12 protein-coding genes are annotated in these 17104 nt (G+C 62.3%); 2 read left to right on the top strand and 10 right to left on the bottom strand.

What is annotated here, in order from left to right; genetic code table 11:
• Positions 1-20: 20 nt before the first annotated feature.
• The 4 genes from M1D44_RS06920 to M1D44_RS06905 form a co-directional block, all read right to left on the bottom strand.
• Positions 21-1889, bottom strand: a complete 1869-nt coding sequence (locus tag M1D44_RS06920; protein WP_316853906.1) for an acyl-CoA dehydrogenase — start codon at positions 1887-1889, stop codon at positions 21-23.
• A 320-nt stretch (positions 1890-2209) separates the two neighbouring features.
• On the bottom strand, positions 2210-3388 hold the full coding sequence (locus M1D44_RS06915; RefSeq protein WP_024975645.1) for an acetyl-CoA C-acyltransferase: 1179 nt from the start codon (positions 3386-3388) through the stop codon (positions 2210-2212).
• A 66-nt stretch (positions 3389-3454) separates the two neighbouring features.
• Positions 3455-4093, bottom strand: coding sequence for a bifunctional nicotinamidase/pyrazinamidase (gene pncA / locus M1D44_RS06910; protein WP_316853905.1), 639 nt, complete (start codon positions 4091-4093; stop codon positions 3455-3457).
• A gap of 44 nt (positions 4094-4137) precedes the next feature.
• On the bottom strand, positions 4138-6219 hold the full coding sequence (locus M1D44_RS06905; RefSeq protein ID WP_024975643.1) for a 3-hydroxyacyl-CoA dehydrogenase NAD-binding domain-containing protein: 2082 nt from the start codon (positions 6217-6219) through the stop codon (positions 4138-4140).
• A 359-nt stretch (positions 6220-6578) separates the two neighbouring features.
• On the opposite strand from M1D44_RS06905, the gene M1D44_RS06900 reads away from it, so the two are divergent.
• Positions 6579-8114, top strand: a complete 1536-nt coding sequence (locus M1D44_RS06900) for an amino acid permease (protein WP_316853904.1) — start codon at positions 6579-6581, stop codon at positions 8112-8114.
• Positions 8115-8191: 77 nt separating this feature from the next.
• Positions 8192-9718, top strand: a complete 1527-nt coding sequence (locus M1D44_RS06895; RefSeq protein WP_024975641.1) for an amino acid permease — start codon at positions 8192-8194, stop codon at positions 9716-9718.
• A gap of 69 nt (positions 9719-9787) precedes the next feature.
• Here M1D44_RS06895 and M1D44_RS06890 read toward each other — a convergent pair whose 3' ends face one another.
• The 6 genes from M1D44_RS06890 to M1D44_RS06865 all read right to left on the bottom strand — a co-directional run bounded on the left by M1D44_RS06890 (position 9788) and on the right by M1D44_RS06865 (position 16804).
• Positions 9788-10507, bottom strand: a complete 720-nt coding sequence (locus M1D44_RS06890) for an ABC transporter ATP-binding protein (RefSeq protein WP_024975640.1) — start codon at positions 10505-10507, stop codon at positions 9788-9790.
• A complete protein-coding gene (locus tag M1D44_RS06885) occupies positions 10507-11295 on the bottom strand; it encodes an ABC transporter ATP-binding protein (RefSeq protein WP_024975639.1) in 789 nt (262 codons plus the stop codon). Before M1D44_RS06885 ends, M1D44_RS06890 begins: the two co-directional genes overlap by 1 nt.
• Complete coding sequence (locus M1D44_RS06880) at positions 11292-12626, bottom strand: branched-chain amino acid ABC transporter permease (RefSeq protein ID WP_024975638.1); 1335 nt, start codon at positions 12624-12626, stop codon at positions 11292-11294. Before M1D44_RS06880 ends, M1D44_RS06885 begins: the two co-directional genes overlap by 4 nt.
• On the bottom strand, positions 12627-13574 hold the full coding sequence (locus M1D44_RS06875; protein ID WP_024975637.1) for a branched-chain amino acid ABC transporter permease: 948 nt from the start codon (positions 13572-13574) through the stop codon (positions 12627-12629).
• A 126-nt stretch (positions 13575-13700) separates the two neighbouring features.
• Positions 13701-14957, bottom strand: coding sequence for a branched-chain amino acid ABC transporter substrate-binding protein (locus tag M1D44_RS06870; RefSeq protein ID WP_112184804.1), 1257 nt, complete (start codon positions 14955-14957; stop codon positions 13701-13703).
• 218 nt (positions 14958-15175) lie between these two features.
• Entirely contained in the window at positions 15176-16804 is a 1629-nt protein-coding gene (locus M1D44_RS06865) for a 3-(methylthio)propionyl-CoA ligase (protein WP_316853903.1), read from the bottom strand.
• Positions 16805-17104 lie beyond the last annotated feature (300 nt).

Raw genomic sequence — 17104 nt, 5'->3', positions numbered from 1 at the left:
CTCCAGTGTCGTTATCGTCGTTAGAACCAGGCGTCCTGCATGTCCAGCGTTGTGGTGTCGAGCGAGCCCAGCAGCACGATCTGCGGCTCGATCTTCGGCAGTTCCCACTGGAAGAAGTAGCGCGCGGCCTGCAGCTTGCCGCGATAGAAATCTGCATCGTCGCCCTGCGCCGCCGGCAATGCCTTGGCGGCGGCCAGCGCCTGCTCCAGCCAGATCCACGCAACCACGACATGGCCGAAGGCTTCCAGATAGACGGAGGCATTTGCCAGCGTCACGCGCGGGTCGCCAGCGGCCCACAGTGTTTGCGTGACCTTGGCCAATTTCTGCGTGGCCATGCCGAGCGCGCGGCCATAGCCGACCAGCGTTTCATCGTCGGTTTCCAGCGCACGGCCGACGGTGCCCTGCACGCGCTCACCCAGCGCGGCGAAGGCGGCGCCATCCTGCATCACGACCTTGCGGCCCAGCAGGTCCAGCCCCTGGATGCCGTGCGTGCCCTCGTGAATCGGGTTCAGGCGGTTGTCGCGGTAGAACTGTTCGACGTTGTATTCGCGCGTGTAGCCGTAACCGCCGTGCACCTGGATCGCCAAGCTGTTGGCCTCGAGGCACCACTGCGACGGCCAGCTCTTCGCAATCGGCGTGAGGATGTCGAGCAGCAGACCGAGCTTTGCGCGCTTGGCCGCATCGGTTTCGCCACGCTCTTCGTCGACGAGCTTGGCGCAATACAGGTTCAGGCCCAGCGCGCCTTCTACATACGCCTTCTGCGCCAGCAGCATGCGACGCACATCAGCATGATCGACGATACGGATTTGCGGAGACGCCGCATCCTTGCCAGACGGCCCGACCGGGCGACCTTGAGGGCGATTGCGCGCGTAGTCCACCGCGTGCAGATAACCCGTGTAACCAAGCATCGTTGCGCCCATGCCGACGCCGATGCGCGCCTCGTTCATCATGTGGAACATGCAGGCAAGGCCCTTGTGCGGCTCGCCGACGAGGTAACCGATGGCACCGGCGCGCGGCTGGCCGTCTGCACCTTTCGGGCGGAACTGCGTGCCCTCGCCAAAGTTCAGCAGGCAGTTGGTCGTGCCGCGATAGCCCATCTTGTGGTTCAGCCCTGCCAGCACCACGTCATTGCGCTCGCCGAGTGAGCCATCGGCATTGACAAGGAACTTCGGCACGATGAAGAGCGAAATGCCCTTCACGCCGGGAATCAGCTTGCCGTCCGGGCCGGGTATCTTCGCCAGCACGAGGTGGACGATGTTCTCCGACAGCTCGTGTTCACCGGCGGAGATCCACATCTTGTTGCCGGTCAGGCGGTATTGCGCGCCAAGAGGCGACTCGCCTTCGTATTCGGCTCGCGTGACGACGTCCGACAGCGACGAGCCCGCCTGCGGCTCCGACAAGCACATCGTGCCGTAGAAGCGGCCTTCCATCTCAGGCTGCACGAACGTCTCGATCTGCGCAGGCGTGCCGTGCGCGAGCAGCAGATTCGCGTTGCCGATCGTGAGGAACGGATACGAACTGGTGCCGACGTTGGCAGCCTTGAAATAACCGAAGCCGGCTTTCTCGACCACGGTGGGCAGTTGCATGCCGCCGCGTTCAAAGTCTTGCCCGGCAGCCATCAGGCCGGCCTTGTTAAAGGCATCCAGTGCTGCCTTTACCTCGGGAATGATGTGGACCTTGTTGCCGTCGAAGTGCGGTTCTTCCTGATCGTTTTTCTTGTTGTGCGGGGCGAAGAGGTCCGTTGCGATGCGCTCGCAGGTGTCGAGTGCGGCGTCGAACGTTTCGCGGGAGTGGTCGGCGTAACGGGGAATGCTTGTGAGTGACTCGACGTTGAGCCATTCATAGAGCAGGAAGCTGAGGTCGCGGCGGGATAGCAGTTTCGAGGACATGATGTTGGTGGTGCATCCTGTGTTTCGTGCCCTGCCGGGCCCGACTCACTTTTCTTTGTCTTGCCAAAGAAAAGTAAGCAAAAGAAAGGCGCGCCCGAGATGGCGAAGGATTCCTTGAATTTCCGTAACCGGGCCGAGACGGGAAAAACTCGCTTCGCTCAGACAGTTTCCCGTCTTGTTTCCGCCCGCTTACGAAAATTCAAGGCGCCATCAAGGGCAAGAACAGCAACGGCCAAACCGTCTGGGTGCATGGGCTGGCGATCAAGCCAGCTCTGGCACAAACAAAACAGGCTCCCGTTTTTATGCGGGAGTCTGTCTGTTTAGAGCACCTCGAACAGTCCGGCTGCGCCTTGGCCGCCGCCGATGCACATGGTCACGACCACGTACTTGACGCCGCGGCGCTTGCCTTCGATCAGCGCGTGGCCGACCAAGCGCGCGCCCGACACGCCGTACGGGTGGCCCACGGCGATGGCGCCGCCGTTGACGTTCAGGCGGTCCATCGGAATGCCCAGCTTGTCTGCGCAGTACAGCACCTGCACGGCAAACGCTTCGTTCAGTTCCCACAGGCCGATGTCTTCGACCTTCAGGCCGGCCTTCTTCAGCAGCTTGGGCACGGCAAACACCGGGCCGATACCCATTTCATCCGGCTCGCAACCTGCCACGGCAAAGCCGCGGAATACGCCCAGCGGCTGCAGGCCCTTGGCGGCAGCCACCTTGCCATTCATCACCACGGCAGCGGATGCGCCGTCGGAGAACTGGCTGGCGTTGCCAGCAGTGACCACGCCGCCCGGCACGGCGGAGCGAATTTTCGCCACGCCTTCAAGCGTGGTGTCGGGGCGAATCCCTTCGTCGGCGGAGATCGTGACTTCGCGGGTCATGAGCTGGCCGGTCTTGGCATCGGCCACGCCCATCACCGTCGTCATCGGGACGATTTCGTCGTTGAACTTGCCGGCAGCAGCAGCGGCGGCGGCGCGCTGCTGGCTTTGCACGCCGTACTCGTCCATGCGCTCCTTGGCGATGTTGTAGCGCTTGGCGACGTTCTCTGCGGTCTGGAGCATGTTCCAGTAGATTTCCGGCTTGTGCTTGTTGAGCCAGCCTTCGGTCATCATGTGGCGGTTCATCTCCTGCTGCACGCACGAGATGGATTCCACACCGCCAGCCACGAAGATGTCGCCTTCATCGGCAATCACGCGTTGCGCGGCCATGGCAATGGTCTGCAGGCCCGACGAGCAGAAGCGGTTGACGGTTGCGCCCGGCACGGTCACGGGGCAGCCGGCACGCAGGGCGATCTGGCGCGCAATGTTGGCGCCCGTTGCGCCTTCCGGGTTCGCGCACCCCATCAGGATGTCTTCCACTTCGCCCGGCTCGATCTTGGCGCGCTCGATGGCGTGCTGAACAGCGTGGCCGCCCAGCGTGGCGCCGTGCGTCATGTTGAAGGCGCCCTTCCAGCTCTTGGCCAGGCCGGTACGTGCGGTGGAAACGATGACTGCTTCGGTCATGGTGTTGCTCCTCGTATCTGGTGGCGGGCGCGGCTTGGGCAGCGCCCGATGTATTCCGTTATCCGTTCAAGACAAGGTGTTCAAAACGTCCGGCGACTGCAACCGCGCGATGCCCGCATCCATCATCTGCTGCCACGCCTGCGCAAGCGAGCCGTTCAGGTCGATCGCTCGGCACGCATCCTCGATGACAGCGACTTCCAGCCCCGCAGCACAGGCATCCAGCGCTGACCACGCCACGCAAAAATCCGTGGCCAGCCCAACGCAGAACACGCGCTTGATTTCAAGCTCGCGCAGGTAGCCGAGCAGGCCCGTCGGCGTCTTGCGATCCGCTTCAAAGAATGCGGAGTAGCTGTCGATGTGCGGGTGATAGCCCTTGCGAACCATCAACTGCGCATGCGGCACGTCCAGGTTGTCAGCCAGCGCGGCGCCGGCGCTGTGCTGCACGCAGTGCACCGGCCACAGCACCTGCTGACCGTAAGGCAGGTCGATCGTGCCGAACGGTTGCGTTCCTGCATGGTTGGCAGCGAACGACACGTGCTCGCGCGGGTGCCAGTCCTGCGTCAGCACCACACGCCCGAATGCCTGTGCGAGCCGGTTGACGACCGGAATGACCTGGTCGCCGTCTGGCACCGCCAGCGCACCGCCGGGCAGAAAGTCGTTCTGCACGTCGATGATCAGCAGGCAATCGGTGGGCGTGAGTTGCATGGCGGTTGCTTAGTTGCTTAGTTGCTTAGTCGGTTAGCCGCGCATCAGCCGTTGAAGCCTTTGCCTTCGTCCGCCAGCTTCTGCAGCAGCGGCGCCGGCTTCCACGCTTCGCCGTGGTAGCCCTTGCTGTAGCGGTGCATGGCTTGCGCGACGTTGTACAGGCCGACGGTGTCTGCGTAGAGCATCGGGCCGCCGCGGAACAGCGGGAAACCGTAGCCGGTCAGGTAGACCATGTCGATATCCGACGCCTTGGAGGCAATGCCCTCCTCCAGGATTTTTGCGCCTTCGTTGACCAGCGCGAACACCAGGCGCTCGACAATTTCTTCGTCCGAGATCTTGCGGCGCGTGATGCCCAGATCCTTCGAATGCTGGACGATCATGTCGTTGACCTGCTGGTTCGGATACGGCTTGCGGTCGCCCGCCTTGTAGTCGTACCAGCCGCCACCGGTCTTCTGGCCAAAGCGGCCCATCTCGCACAGCAGATCGGCGGTCTTCGAATAGACGATGTCCGGCTTGTCCACGGCGCGGCGCTTGCGGATAGCCCAGCCGATGTCGTTGCCGGCCAGGTCACCCATGCGGAACGGGCCCATCGCAAAGCCGAACTTCTCGACGGCCTTGTCGACCTGCTCCGGCAGCGCACCTTCGTCGAGCAGATAGCCGGCCTGGCGGCTGTATTGCTCGATCATGCGGTTACCGATGAAGCCGTCGCACACGCCGGAGACGACCGCCGTCTTCTTGATGGCCTTGCCAAGCTTCATGACCGTGGCCAGCACGTCCTTGGCAGTCTCTTTGCCACGAACGACTTCCAGCAGTTTCATCACGTTGGCCGGGCTGAAGAAGTGCATGCCGACCACGTCTTGCGGACGCTTGGTGAAGCTGGCGATCTTGTCGACATCCAGCGTGGACGTGTTCGACGCCAGGATCGCGCCCTGCTTGACGACTTCGTCCAGCTTCTTGAACACGACTTCCTTGACGCCCATCTCTTCAAACACGGCCTCGATGACGAGGTCGGCGTCCTTGATGTCGTCGTAGGACAGCGTCGGGGTCAGCAGGGCCATGCGCTGCTCGACCTTCTCTTGCGTGAGCTTGCCTTTCTTGGCGCTGTTCTCGTAATTCTTGCGAATGGTGGCGACGCCGCGGTCCAGTGCTTCCTGCTTGGTTTCCAGCATCGTGACCGGAATGCCTGCGTTCAGGAAGTTCATCGAGATACCGCCGCCCATCGTGCCGGCGCCGATCACCGCGACCTTCTCCACCTTGCGCACCGGCGTGTCTTCCGGCACATCGGGGATCTTGCTGGCAGCGCGTTCGCCAAAGAAAGCGTGGCGCAGCGCGCGCGATTCCGACGTATTCACCAGTTCGATGAACAAGTCGCGCTCAAACTTGATACCGTCGTCAAAGCGCTTTTCCACTGCGGCCTGCACGGCGTCGACGCACTTGCCCGGCGCCGGGAAGTTCTTGGCAACCGCGGCCACGGTGTTGCGGGCAAATTGCAGGAAGCCTTGCGGGTTATCGTGCTCGACCTTGCGATCACGCAGCTTGGGGAGCTTGCCTTCGGCAGCGGCCTTCAGTGCGAAATCGATGGCGCCCGACATCAGGTCGCCTTCGATCATCTGGTCGAACAGGCCGCTCTTGGCCAGCTTTTCCGACGGAATGGCGTTGCCGGACACAATCATGTTCAAGGCCGGTTCCAGGCCGATGGCGCGCGGCAGACGCTGCGTGCCGCCTGCGCCCGGCAGGATGCCCAGCTTCACTTCCGGCAGCGCGATCTGCGCGCCCGGTGCGGCCACACGATAGTGACAGCCCATCGCCAGTTCCAGCCCGCCGCCCATCGCCACCGAGTGAATGGCCGCCACGACCGGCTTGTTGCTCGACTCAACCGCCTTGATGACGGCGTGCAGCGTCGGCTCTTGCGTCGCCTTGGGCGTATTGAATTCGCGAATATCGGCGCCGCCCGAGAAGGCTTTGCCCGCACCGGTGATCACGATGGCCTTGACGTTGGCGTCATCGCCAGCTTTGACCATGCCTTCGACAATACCCAGGCGCGTGGAGTGGCCAAGGCCGTTGACGGGCGGGTTGCTGAGCGTGATGACGGCAACGCCGTCCTGGACCTTGTACTCCGCAGTCATGCTGGTTCCTTTGGTGATGCGAGGGCCGGCAGATCAGGCGCACCGTGCCTCGCGGTTGAACTGTCTCTCAACTATCGTTTTTTTAACGCGCGGTAAGGCCGCGACTCGACACAGAATACACAAAATAGCACGGTCGTTCAATTTTTATTTTTGCGCTGCACGGCGCCGTCTGGCGGGCGATGCAGCGCGCCCCGACGGGTTCAAACGCGTGTGCTGCAGCATGGATTTTTTGCCCGCTGCGTGACGGTTTTGATAGAGTCGCGCATTTCGTTCGCCGGACGCCCACCAGGCGCGGGAACGTCTCGTCACATTTCGTCGATTTGATTCGCGATCCGAGCAAAATCGACCACTCTGTATCCATGTCAGAACACGCTACCCCGTCTTCAGAGACGCCGGGCTTGCGCCGCACCTTGCGCGCGCGCCATCTCACCATGATCGCCATCGGCGGGTCGATCGGTACCGGGCTTTTCGTGGCCTCGGGTGCGTCGGTCTCGCAGGCGGGCCCCGGAGGCGCGCTCGCCGCCTATATCCTCATCGGGGCAATGGTCTATTTCCTGATGACCAGCCTGGGCGAGCTTGCTGCCTACATGCCCGTTTCCGGGTCCTTTGCCACCTACGGCGCGCTGTATGTGGACGAAGGCTTTGGCTTCGCACTCGGCTGGAACTATTGGTACAACTGGGCCGTGACGATCGCCGTTGAGCTGGCGGCCGCGCAGCTCGTCATGCATTACTGGTTTCCCGACGTGCCGGGCGTACTGTGGAGCGCTGTGTTCCTCGCCATCATGTTCCTGCTCAATGCCATCTCGGTGCGCGGCTTTGGCGAGGCAGAATACTGGTTCGCACTCATCAAGGTCGTCACCGTCATCTTCTTTATCGGCATTGGCCTGGCGATGATCTTCGGGATCATGAAGGGTGGTCCGCAATCGGGCCTGCAGAACCTGACGATGGGTGATGCGCCGTTCGTGGGCGGGCTGCCGGCGATGATCGGCGTAGCGATGATCGCGGGGTTCTCGTTCCAGGGGACGGAGCTGATTGGCGTGGCGGCCGGCGAATCGGCCGACCCGGCGCGCACCATTCCGCGTGCGGTCAAGCAGGTGTTCTGGCGGATCCTGCTGTTCTACGTGCTGGCGATCTTCATCATCGGCGTGCTCGTGCCGTACACCGACCCCAATCTGCTGTCGACGGAAGTGACGAACATTGGCGTGAGCCCCTTCACGCTCGTTTTCAAGCACGCAGGCCTGGCGTTTGCCGCGGGCCTGATGAATGCGGTGATCCTGACGGCGGTGCTGTCGGCGGGCAATTCAGGCATGTATGCGTCCACGCGGATGCTCTACAACCTGGCCACCGAGGGCCGCGCGCCGCGCATCTTTGCGCAACTCACCCAGAACGGTGTGCCGCGCAATGCGCTACTGGCCACGACCGCCGTCGGCGCGCTGTGCTTCCTGAGTTCGTTGTATGGCGACAAGACGGTCTACCTGTGGCTGCTGAATACCTCGGGCATGACCGGCTTCGTGGCATGGCTCGGCATTGCCATCAGTCACTATCGCTTCCGCAAGGGGCTCGTGGCGCAGGGGCATGATCCGGCGCAGTTGCCGTACCGCTCCAAGTTCTTCCCATATGGCCCGTTGTTCGCGTTTGGGTTGTGCCTGGTCATCACGCTCGGCCAGAACTACCAGGCGTTCACCACCGGCACCGTTGATTGGCCGGCGGTGATCGCCACGTACGTCGGCATCCCGGTGTTCTTCCTGATCTGGATCGGCTACCGGCTGGTGCGTGGCGGCGGCATTGTCCGTTACCAGGACATGCACTTCCCGCGCCCGCCTGTGCTACGCGATTCGCTGGCCGGCCAAGACCCCGGCCCCGAATTGCCGACCGTCGCACACCGTACGCAGTAATCACCCCGCTCCGCCAGCCGTTTGCACAGCATCCGGCGGGCGTTTTCATTGGGCCGCCCACTCCGGCGCCTCCGGCTATGCACACATCCATCACCCCCACCGGGCTTGAGGCCCAATCCGAACTGCGCCGACGCCTGCGCGCGCGCCACCTGATGATGATCGCCCTTGGCGGCGCCATCGGCACGGGGCTGTTCGTCGCGTCCGGCGCATCCATTGCGCAGGCCGGGCCTGGCGGCGCGCTGCTGACCTACACGCTGATCGGCGTGATGGTCTATTGCCTGATGACGAGTCTTGGCGAGCTGGCAGTGCATCTGCCCGTCTCGGGCTCGTTCGTGACTTACAGCCGGTTGTACGTGGAAGAAGGCTTCGGCTTTGCGCTGGGGTGGAACTACTGGTTTGCGCTGGCCGTGTCCGTTGCTGTGGAACTGGCCGCCGCACAGCTGGTGATGAAGTACTGGTTCCCGGGCGTGTCGGGCATGGTGTGGAGCGCCGCATTCCTGCTGCTCATGTTTGGCCTCAACGCCTTCTCCGTGCGCGGCTTTGGCGAGGCGGAATACTGGTTTTCGATGATCAAGGTGGTGACGATCATCGTGTTCCTGCTGATCGGCCTGGCGATGATCCTCGGCATCATGCACGGCGGGCCGCAGTCGGGTTGGCAGAACTTCACCGTGGGTGAAGCGCCGTTCGTGGGCGGTGTGCCGGCCATGGTCGGTGTGGCGATGATTGCCGGGTTCTCGTTCCAGGGTGTCGAGACCATTGGCGTGGCCGCCGGCGAGGCAGAGAACCCCTCCCGCACCATCCCGCGCGCCATTCGCCAGACGTTCTGGCGCATCCTGCTGTTCTATGTGCTGGCGATCCTGATCATCGGCGTGCTGCTGCCGTACACCGATCCGAACCTGCTGCGCAATGAAGCGACAGACGTCGGCGTCAGCCCATTTGCGCTTGTGTTCCAGCATGCGGGCCTCGCGTTTGCCGCCGGGATGATGAATGCGGTGGTGCTGACCGCGCTGCTGTCGTCCGGCACGTCGAGCCTCTATGTGTCGACGCGGATTCTGTACGACCTGTCGCTCGAAGGTCAGGCGCCGCGCTGGTTTGCCAAGGTGTCGGCAAACGGCGTGCCGCACCGCGCGCTGCTGGCCACATCCGCCGTTGGCGCGCTGTGCTTCTTCAGTTCATTGTTTGGCGACCAGGTGGTCTACCTGTGGCTGCTGAATACATCTGCGGTAACGTGCTTCATCGCGTGGTTCGGCATTGCGCTGGCGCACTACCGGTTCCGCAAGGGGTTCACGAGCCAGGGGCATTCCGTGGAGCAACTGGCGTATCGGTCGCCGTTCTTCCCGTTCGGGCCGATCATGGTGGCGATCCTGTGCGTGGTGATCATTCTTGGGCAGAACACCAAAGCGCTGTTTGCACCCGTGGATAACTTTGGCGCCTTCATCGCAACGTACTGCGGTGTGATCCTGTTTGTGGCGATCTGGCTGGCTTACCGCTGGAAATTCAAGACGCGGTTCGTGAAGTACTCGGAGATGCAGTTCAGCGTGGAGCACCTGCAGCAAGCCGAAACCACCGCCGAAGCGACTGCGGCGGGCACGATCGCCAACTGACTGCAAGAAAAAAAGCCCGCACGGTTGTCCATGCGGGCCTTCTGTGCGCTGTGGTCCGACGTGTGGCGTTTAAACCTCCAACCACTCCTGCCGGACTTTCGCGTCCGCTTTCAACTGCTGGGGCGTTCCTTCAAACACAATCTGCCCGTGCCCCATCACATAGACGCGTTGTGAAATGTCCAGGGCAATGGCCAGCTTCTGCTCCACCAGCAGCACGGAAATCCCCCGCTCCTTGAGCGTCTTCAGGTACTCGCCCACGAGTGTCACGATCAGCGGCGCAAGACCTTCGGTCGGCTCGTCGATGATGATGAAATCGGGGTCGCCCATCAGCGTGCGGCACAGCGTCAGCATCTGCTGCTCGCCGCCCGACAGCACACCTGCAGCCGTGTTCTCACGCTCCTTCAGGCGCGGGAACATCTGGTACATGTCTTCGACCTGCCAGCGCGGCTTAGGCTGACTCGGGTTGCGTTTCTCGCCAAGCAGCAGGTTCTGCCGCACCGTCAACGTGGGGAAGATGTCTCGGTTCTCGGGCACATAGCCGATACCCTTGTGCGCCACTTCAAAGGTTCGCAGGCCGCTCACGTTCTTGCCGCGCAGCAGGATTTCGCCTTCGTGCCGGACCATGCCCATGATGGACTTGGCCAGGGTCGAACGCCCCACCCCATTACGGCCGAGTAGCGCAACGATCTCGCCCTCGCCTACGTGCATGTCGACGCCGTGCAGGATGTGGCTCTTGCCGTAGTACGCGTGCAGGTCGCGCACCTCCAACATCGGAGTATTCGTTGCCATCAATGCGCTCCTGCAGGTTCGTCCAGCGTGGTGCCGAGGTAAGCCTCTTTCACGCGGCGGTTATTGCGAATGGCTTCGGGCGTATCGGTGGCGATCACTTCGCCATAGACGAGCACCGAGATGCGATCGGCCAGGCCAAACACCACACTCATGTCGTGCTCGACCATCACCAGCGTCTTGCCTACCGTGACCTTGCGGATGAGGTCCACCGCGTGATCCGATTCGGAACGGCTCATGCCGGCGGTTGGCTCATCCAGCAGGATCACGTCGGCACCGCCCGCGATGGTGACGCCGATTTCCAGCGCCCGCTGCTCGGCGTAGGTCAGCAAGCCTGCGGCGGCATCGCGCCGATGTGTCATGCCGATCTGCTCGAGCACTTCTTCAGCGCGCTCGCGTGCGTCACGCAGCTCAGCCAGCTTGTGCCAGAACGAATACTTGTAGCCGAGCGACCAGAGCACCGCGCAGCGCAGGTTCTCAAATACCGACAACCGATGAAAGATGTTGGTGATCTGGAAGCTGCGCGACAGGCCCTTGCGGTTGATCTCGAACGGCGCCAAGCCGCTGATCTCTTCTCCGTTCAGGCGCACGCTTCCTGAGCTGGCCGGAAAGCGGCCCGAGATCAGGTTGAACGTGGTCGATTTGCCGGCGCCGTTCGGGCCGATGAGCGCATGGCGCTCACCCTTGCCAATGGTGAGGTTGACCCCTCGAATGATTTCAGTTGCGCCAAAGCGCTTGCGAACATCGCGCAACTCGAGCGCTGCGGTCGGCCCAGATGTCGGTTGGCTCATGGTTGCGGCTCCTGCAATGCGTTGTCCCAAGCGGTGCGCAGCTTGCCAGCCGCAGCACGCAGGCCGAAAGCGCCCACCAGCCACAGCACGGCGGTGACAATCCACGGCTTGAGGGTATTCGGTTCGACAGACAGGCCGAACAGCGTGGCCACACCACCCGAGGCGTCGTCCTGCACGGCGTAGATCATTTCCACGGTGGAGATCAACGCAATCAGCAGAATGACAGCCGGCACGATCGCCACGCCATAAGCCGGCAGCAGCGTCTTGAGCTTGCCGCGCCGAAGGATCGGCAGATGCATGACCAGAAGACTGGCGATGCCGCCCGGCGCGTACATGACCATCAGCACGAAGAACAGCCCCAGGTACAGCAGCCACGCCTTGGTGATGCCCGACAGCGCCACGGTAAAAAACACCGTGAGCACCGCGCCGATGATCGGCCCGAAGAAGCTGCCCATGCCGCCAATGAAGGCCGCCAGCAGCACCGAACCCGAGCGCACTGCCGACACGTTCTCGGCCGTCACGATCTCAAAGTTGATGCACGACAGCGCGCCGGCAATGCCCGCGAAGAACGCAGACAGGATCACCACCAGAAAGCGCACACGCTGCGTGTTGTAGCCGATGAACTCCACCCGCTCTGGGTTGTCGCGCACGGCGTTGGCGATGCGGCCCAGCGGCGTCTGCGTCCACGCATACATCAGCGCCATCGAAATCAGGCACCACGCGGCAATCAGGTAATACACCTGGCGCCCCGGCCCGAACGTCACGCCAAGCAGCGCGTCGCCAATGCTGCGGTTGGTGGAGACACCGCCCTCGCCGCCAAAGAAGTCCGGGAACATCAACGCGCTGGCAAACACCATCTCGCCGATACCCAGCGTGATCATGGCGAACGTCGTGCCGGCCTTCTTGGTGGTGACATAGCCGAAGATCACGCCGAACAGCGCGCCACCCAGGCCGCCTGCAATGGGCAATAGCGCAACGGCGAGCGGCCCGCCGATGCCCAGCGTCTGCATGGCGCCGATCTTGTTGAGCACGTGCACAGCCATGAAGGCGCCCAGGCCGGCGTACACCGCGTGCCCGAACGACAGCATGCCGGACTGGCCAAGCAGCATGTTGTACGAGAGCGCGAAGATGATCATGATGCCCATCTGCGAGAGCAGCGTGATGGCAAAACCCTGCGGCCAGATGAGCGGCAGCACGATCATCACCAGCGCGGTGGCGCCCCAGAGCAGCCAGCGGGCAAGATTGACCGGTTTGAATTTCATCGTCTGCGCTCGATCGTTGGCCGGCAGCGCGGCTTGTTGTTGCGCTTGTTGGTGCATGGTGCGTTCCATTTAGCTCTCCCGCGTACCCATCAGCCCGCGCGGGCGGAAGATCAGCATCAGCACCAGCAGCAGATATGGCAGCACCGGTGCGACTTGCGCAATCGTCAGGTTCCAGACGGAGATGAGCGGCACGTCCGGATTGAGCGTGACGCCGATCTTCTCCAGCACGCTCGTCACCGAAATATCCAGCGTGACGGCAAAGGTCTGGATGCAGCCGATCAGCAGCGACGCGATGAACGCGCCCACCAGAGACCCCATGCCGCCCACGACCGCCACCACGAAGACGATGGAGCCGACCGCCGCGGCCATCGATGGCTCGGTCACGAACGCATTGCCGCCAATCACGCCCGCCAGCCCCGCCAACGCACAGCCGCCGCCGAACACCAGCATGAACACGCGCGGCACGTTATGGCCCAGCGCTTCCACCATGTCCGGATGCGTGAGCGCGGCTTGAATGACAAGCCCGATACGTGTGCGCGTGAGCAGCAGGAAGATGCCCACCAGCATCAGCAGCGACACCAGCATCATGAAGGCGCGGTACTTCGGGAACGACGAGGTAAACAGCGTGAACAGCGGGCCGTCCAGTGCGTCCGGCACGCGGTACGCCACGGCGGGCAGGCCCCACACCAGCTTCACGCCTTCTTCAATCAGATAGGCCAGACCGAAGGTAAACAGCAGTTCGGCGACGTGGCCATAGCGGTGCACCGTGCGCAGCCCGTAGCGCTCGACCACGGCGCCAAGCGCACCAACGAGCAGCGGCGCCACGATCAGCGCGGCCCAGAAGCCCAGATAGCCGCTGACGACATAGGCGAAATACGCGCCCAGCATGTAGAAGCTGGCATGCGCAAAATTGAGAACGCCCATCATGCTGAAGATCAGCGTCAGGCCCGAAGACAACATGAACAGCAACAGCCCGTAGCTGATGCCGTTCAAGAGATTGATGACTAGAAATTCCACGCTGCAACCCTTCCAGCAGATTCGGCGGAGCATGGGACGCACGCATCAATGCGTGGCCCATGGACTCCGTTTAAAACATCGCCGCACGATAGCATCGGGCAGCCCTTCGGCACACCATCCGCGGCCTTACTGAGGACGCTTCATCTGGCAGGAGGTCGGCTGCGACGCGACGTACTGGTCGAGCACAGCGTCGGTCTTCCAGCCGTAGCCGGTGTTCTCCTGGTCGAACTTGACGTTCTTGCCGTTGATTTTTTCCCAGGTGGCGATGTAGAGCGGCTGCTGGCCCTGGTGGTCAGACGCGCGCATCTCGAAGGTGCCGTTGAGGCTGTCGACCTTCATGCCTTCAAAGGCCTTGGCAACCTTGGCAGGCTCGGCAGACTTGGTCTGCTTGATGGCCTTGGCCAGCATGGCGATACCGGTGTACGACGCCATCAGGTAGAAATCGTCGTTGTACTTCTTCTTGTAGCCCTCGACGATATCTGCACCCTTGTAACCGTCGTTGTTGACGTTCCAGTAGCCCACGTATTTCACGTGATCTGCGCCTGCGGAGCCCATCGCCGTCGGCACGCCCGTGGTCGAGGCGTAGTAGGTATAGAAGTTCGCGTTCAGGCCCGCGTCCTTGCCGGCCTTGATCAGCAGCGCCAGGTCGCTGCCCCAGTTGCCGGTGATGACGGTATCGGCCCCCGACGATTTGATCTTCGAGACGTACGGCGAGAAGTCCTTCACCTGCGCCAGCGGGTGCAGGTCTTCACCCACGATCTCGATGTCCGGACGCTTGCGCTTGAGATATTCCTTGGCCGCACGTGCTACCTGATGACCGAACGAATAGTTCTGGTTGATCAGGTAGACCTTCTTGACCTTCGGATCTTTCGCCAGGAAGCTGGTCAACGCTTCCATCTTCATGTCGGAGTTGGCGTCCAGGCGGAAGTGCCAGTAATTGCACTTGCTGTTCGTCATGTCCGGGTCGACCGCAGCGTAGTTCAGGTAGACGATCTCCTTACCCGGATTACGTTCGTTGTACTTGGCCACGGCGTCTTCCAGCGCCATGCCAACGCTCGAGCCGTTGCCCTGCACGATGTAGTGGATGCCCTGATCGGCCACCTGCTTGAGCGCCGTCAGGCTTTCCTGCGGTGAGAGCTTGTTGTCAAAGCCCACCACTTCGAACTTCGTGCCGTCGCCGGCCCAGTTCTTCTGCGTGGCGAGATCGGCGATGTACTGCCAGCTGCGCAACTGGTTCTGGCCCAGCGCGCCCATCAGGCCGGACAACGGATCGATCCAGGCGATCTTCACGGTTTCGGCGGCGGACGATGCAGTGGGCAGGACTGCCCCACCGATTGCCGCAACACATGCAACAGCCACAACCAACGGACGGAACTTCGTCATGCGTGTCTCCTTCATGTGGTGGAGCCGCCGGCGAGTCACTCTCCGCGTGCCTCTGGTGGGCGTGCGGCTGCTTGCGTCTCCAGGTTGCAACGCGCCCGGGCTTCATCCCACCGCGTCGACGTGTCCGTCGCGCGGCGGCCGGCCCTGATCCGGTTGTCTTACGCCCGCCGTCCTCGTGCCGGGGTGACCCATGCACGGGCGGCGGTTTCTATATGTAGCTAAGCCTGTACTGCGGGAAACTGATAATCCTTGAACTGCTCGCGCAGTTTCAGCTTCTGCATCTTGCCGGTGGCCGTGAGCGGAATTTCGGTGACGAACACCACGTCATCCGGAATCCACCACTTGGCGACCTTGCCTTCGAAGAACTTGAGCATCTCTTCGCGCGTGAGTTCCACACCGGGCTTCTTCATCACCACCAGCAGCGGGCGTTCGTCCCACTTCGGGTGATGGCACGCGATGCACGCGGCCATGTGCACGCCGGGGTGCGCAGCGGCCACGTTTTCCACATCGATGGACGAAATCCACTCGCCGCCGGACTTGATGACGTCCTTGCTGCGATCGGTGATCTGCATGTACCCGTCGACATCGATATTCGCCACGTCACCCGTCGGGAACCAGCCGTCGACCAGCGGCGACTTGTCGTTGCGGTAGTAGCTCTGGATCGTCCACGGCCCGCGCACGTAGAGATCGCCAAAGGCCTTGCCGTCCCACGGCAGTTCTTGACCTTCCGCATCGACGATCTTCATTTCGACGCCGTAAATGGCGCGACCCTGGCGCTCGAGCACTTGCTGCTTGGCCTCATCGGGCAGGTCAGCATGCTTGCCCATCAGCTTGCACGTGGTGCCCAGCGGTGACATCTCGGTCATGCCCCACGCATGGATGACTTCCACGTCCAGTTCCTTGAGCGTGCGGATCATGGCCGGCGGCGCAGCCGAACCGCCAATCACGGTCTTGCGGAACGTCGAGAATTTCAGCTTGTTGGCCTGCACGTGTTGCAGCAGGCCCAGCCACACGGTCGGCACGCCGGCAGAGAACGTCACCTTCTCCTGCTCGAACAGGTCATACAGCGAGGCGCCATCCAATTTCGGCCCCGGGAAGACCAGCTTGGCACCCACCAACGGCACCGAATACGGCAGCCCCCACGCATTGACGTGGAACATCGGCACCACCGGCAGGATCACGTCCTGCGCCGAGCATCCAAGGGCATCCGGCAAGGCTGACGCATACGAATGCAGCACCGTGGATCGATGCGAATACAACGCGCCTTTCGGGTTGCCCGTGGTGCCCGAGGTGTAGCACAGGCCGGCTGCGGTGTTCTCGTCGAACTGCGGCCAGGTGTAGTCGGCGCTCTGCGCGTCCAGGAGCTCTTCATAGCAGAGCATCGGCACGCTGGAGGTGGGCATGTGCGCGCGATCAGTCATCGCCACCCAGCCCTTCACGTTCGGGCAATGCGGTGCGATGCCCTCGATGAGCGGCACGAACGTCAGGTCGAAGAAGACGTACTGGTCGTCAGCGTGATTGACGATGTAGGCGATCTGGTCGGGAAATAGCCGCGGGTTGATGGTGTGGCACACCGAGCCCGAGCCAGACACGCCGTAATAGATTTCAAGGTGGCGATAGCCGTTCCAGGCCAGCGTACCGACACGCTCGCCGGGCTGCACACCGAGTGCGGCCAGCGCATTTGCCAGTTGCTTGGAGCGGTCTCGCACTTGCCGGTACGTGGTGCGATGGATATCGCCCTCGACGCGGCGCGACACGACTTCAGTCGAACCGGAATTGCGCGCTGCATGTTCGATGATGGTCGAGATGAGCAAAGGGGCGCTCATCATTTGTCCCATCAGGGCCATGGTGTCTCCTAGAAAAAACTGAACAACCGTTCTATTTTTTGGCCGATTGTTCCCGTGATCGCCAAGCACGTCAACGGGATATTGTTGTGCGCTGCCACATCGCCCCCCATGTTTACCCGGCCATCTGAAAAACCGTGCGAATCGTTGTGGTGCAAGGGTTCGCAGGCTGCAGCTTTCTTTACTCGCAAGTACAATACGCGATAGCGTTGCTGCGTCTCAACATGGCGTTTTCCCCTACGTAAAGCGTATTTTGCTGCGCTGCAAAGCGCACAACGTTTGAAGGTTCGGCACTGTTTTTGC

It is taken from the genome of Ralstonia sp. SA306, assembly GCF_054792405.1.
Note: the sequence above shows the minus strand (reverse complement) of the source record. Positions and strands in the feature narration are given on the sequence as shown.

Coding starts and splice junctions, on each gene's coding strand:
- pncA (WP_316853905.1), bottom strand. CDS start 4,093: ATGCAACTCACGCCCACCGATTGCCTGCTGATCATCGACGTGCAGAAC.
- M1D44_RS06880 (WP_024975638.1), bottom strand. CDS start 12,626: ATGGAACGCACCATGCACCAACAAGCGCAACAACAAGCCGCGCTGCCG.
- M1D44_RS06905 (WP_024975643.1), bottom strand. CDS start 6,219: ATGACTGCGGAGTACAAGGTCCAGGACGGCGTTGCCGTCATCACGCTC.
- M1D44_RS06915 (WP_024975645.1), bottom strand. CDS start 3,388: ATGACCGAAGCAGTCATCGTTTCCACCGCACGTACCGGCCTGGCCAAG.
- M1D44_RS06900 (WP_316853904.1), top strand. CDS start 6,579: ATGTCAGAACACGCTACCCCGTCTTCAGAGACGCCGGGCTTGCGCCGC.
- M1D44_RS06895 (WP_024975641.1), top strand. CDS start 8,192: ATGCACACATCCATCACCCCCACCGGGCTTGAGGCCCAATCCGAACTG.
- M1D44_RS06890 (WP_024975640.1), bottom strand. CDS start 10,507: ATGGCAACGAATACTCCGATGTTGGAGGTGCGCGACCTGCACGCGTAC.
- M1D44_RS06920 (WP_316853906.1), bottom strand. CDS start 1,889: ATGTCCTCGAAACTGCTATCCCGCCGCGACCTCAGCTTCCTGCTCTAT.
- M1D44_RS06870 (WP_112184804.1), bottom strand. CDS start 14,957: ATGACGAAGTTCCGTCCGTTGGTTGTGGCTGTTGCATGTGTTGCGGCA.
- M1D44_RS06885 (WP_024975639.1), bottom strand. CDS start 11,295: ATGAGCCAACCGACATCTGGGCCGACCGCAGCGCTCGAGTTGCGCGAT.
- M1D44_RS06865 (WP_316853903.1), bottom strand. CDS start 16,804: ATGGCCCTGATGGGACAAATGATGAGCGCCCCTTTGCTCATCTCGACC.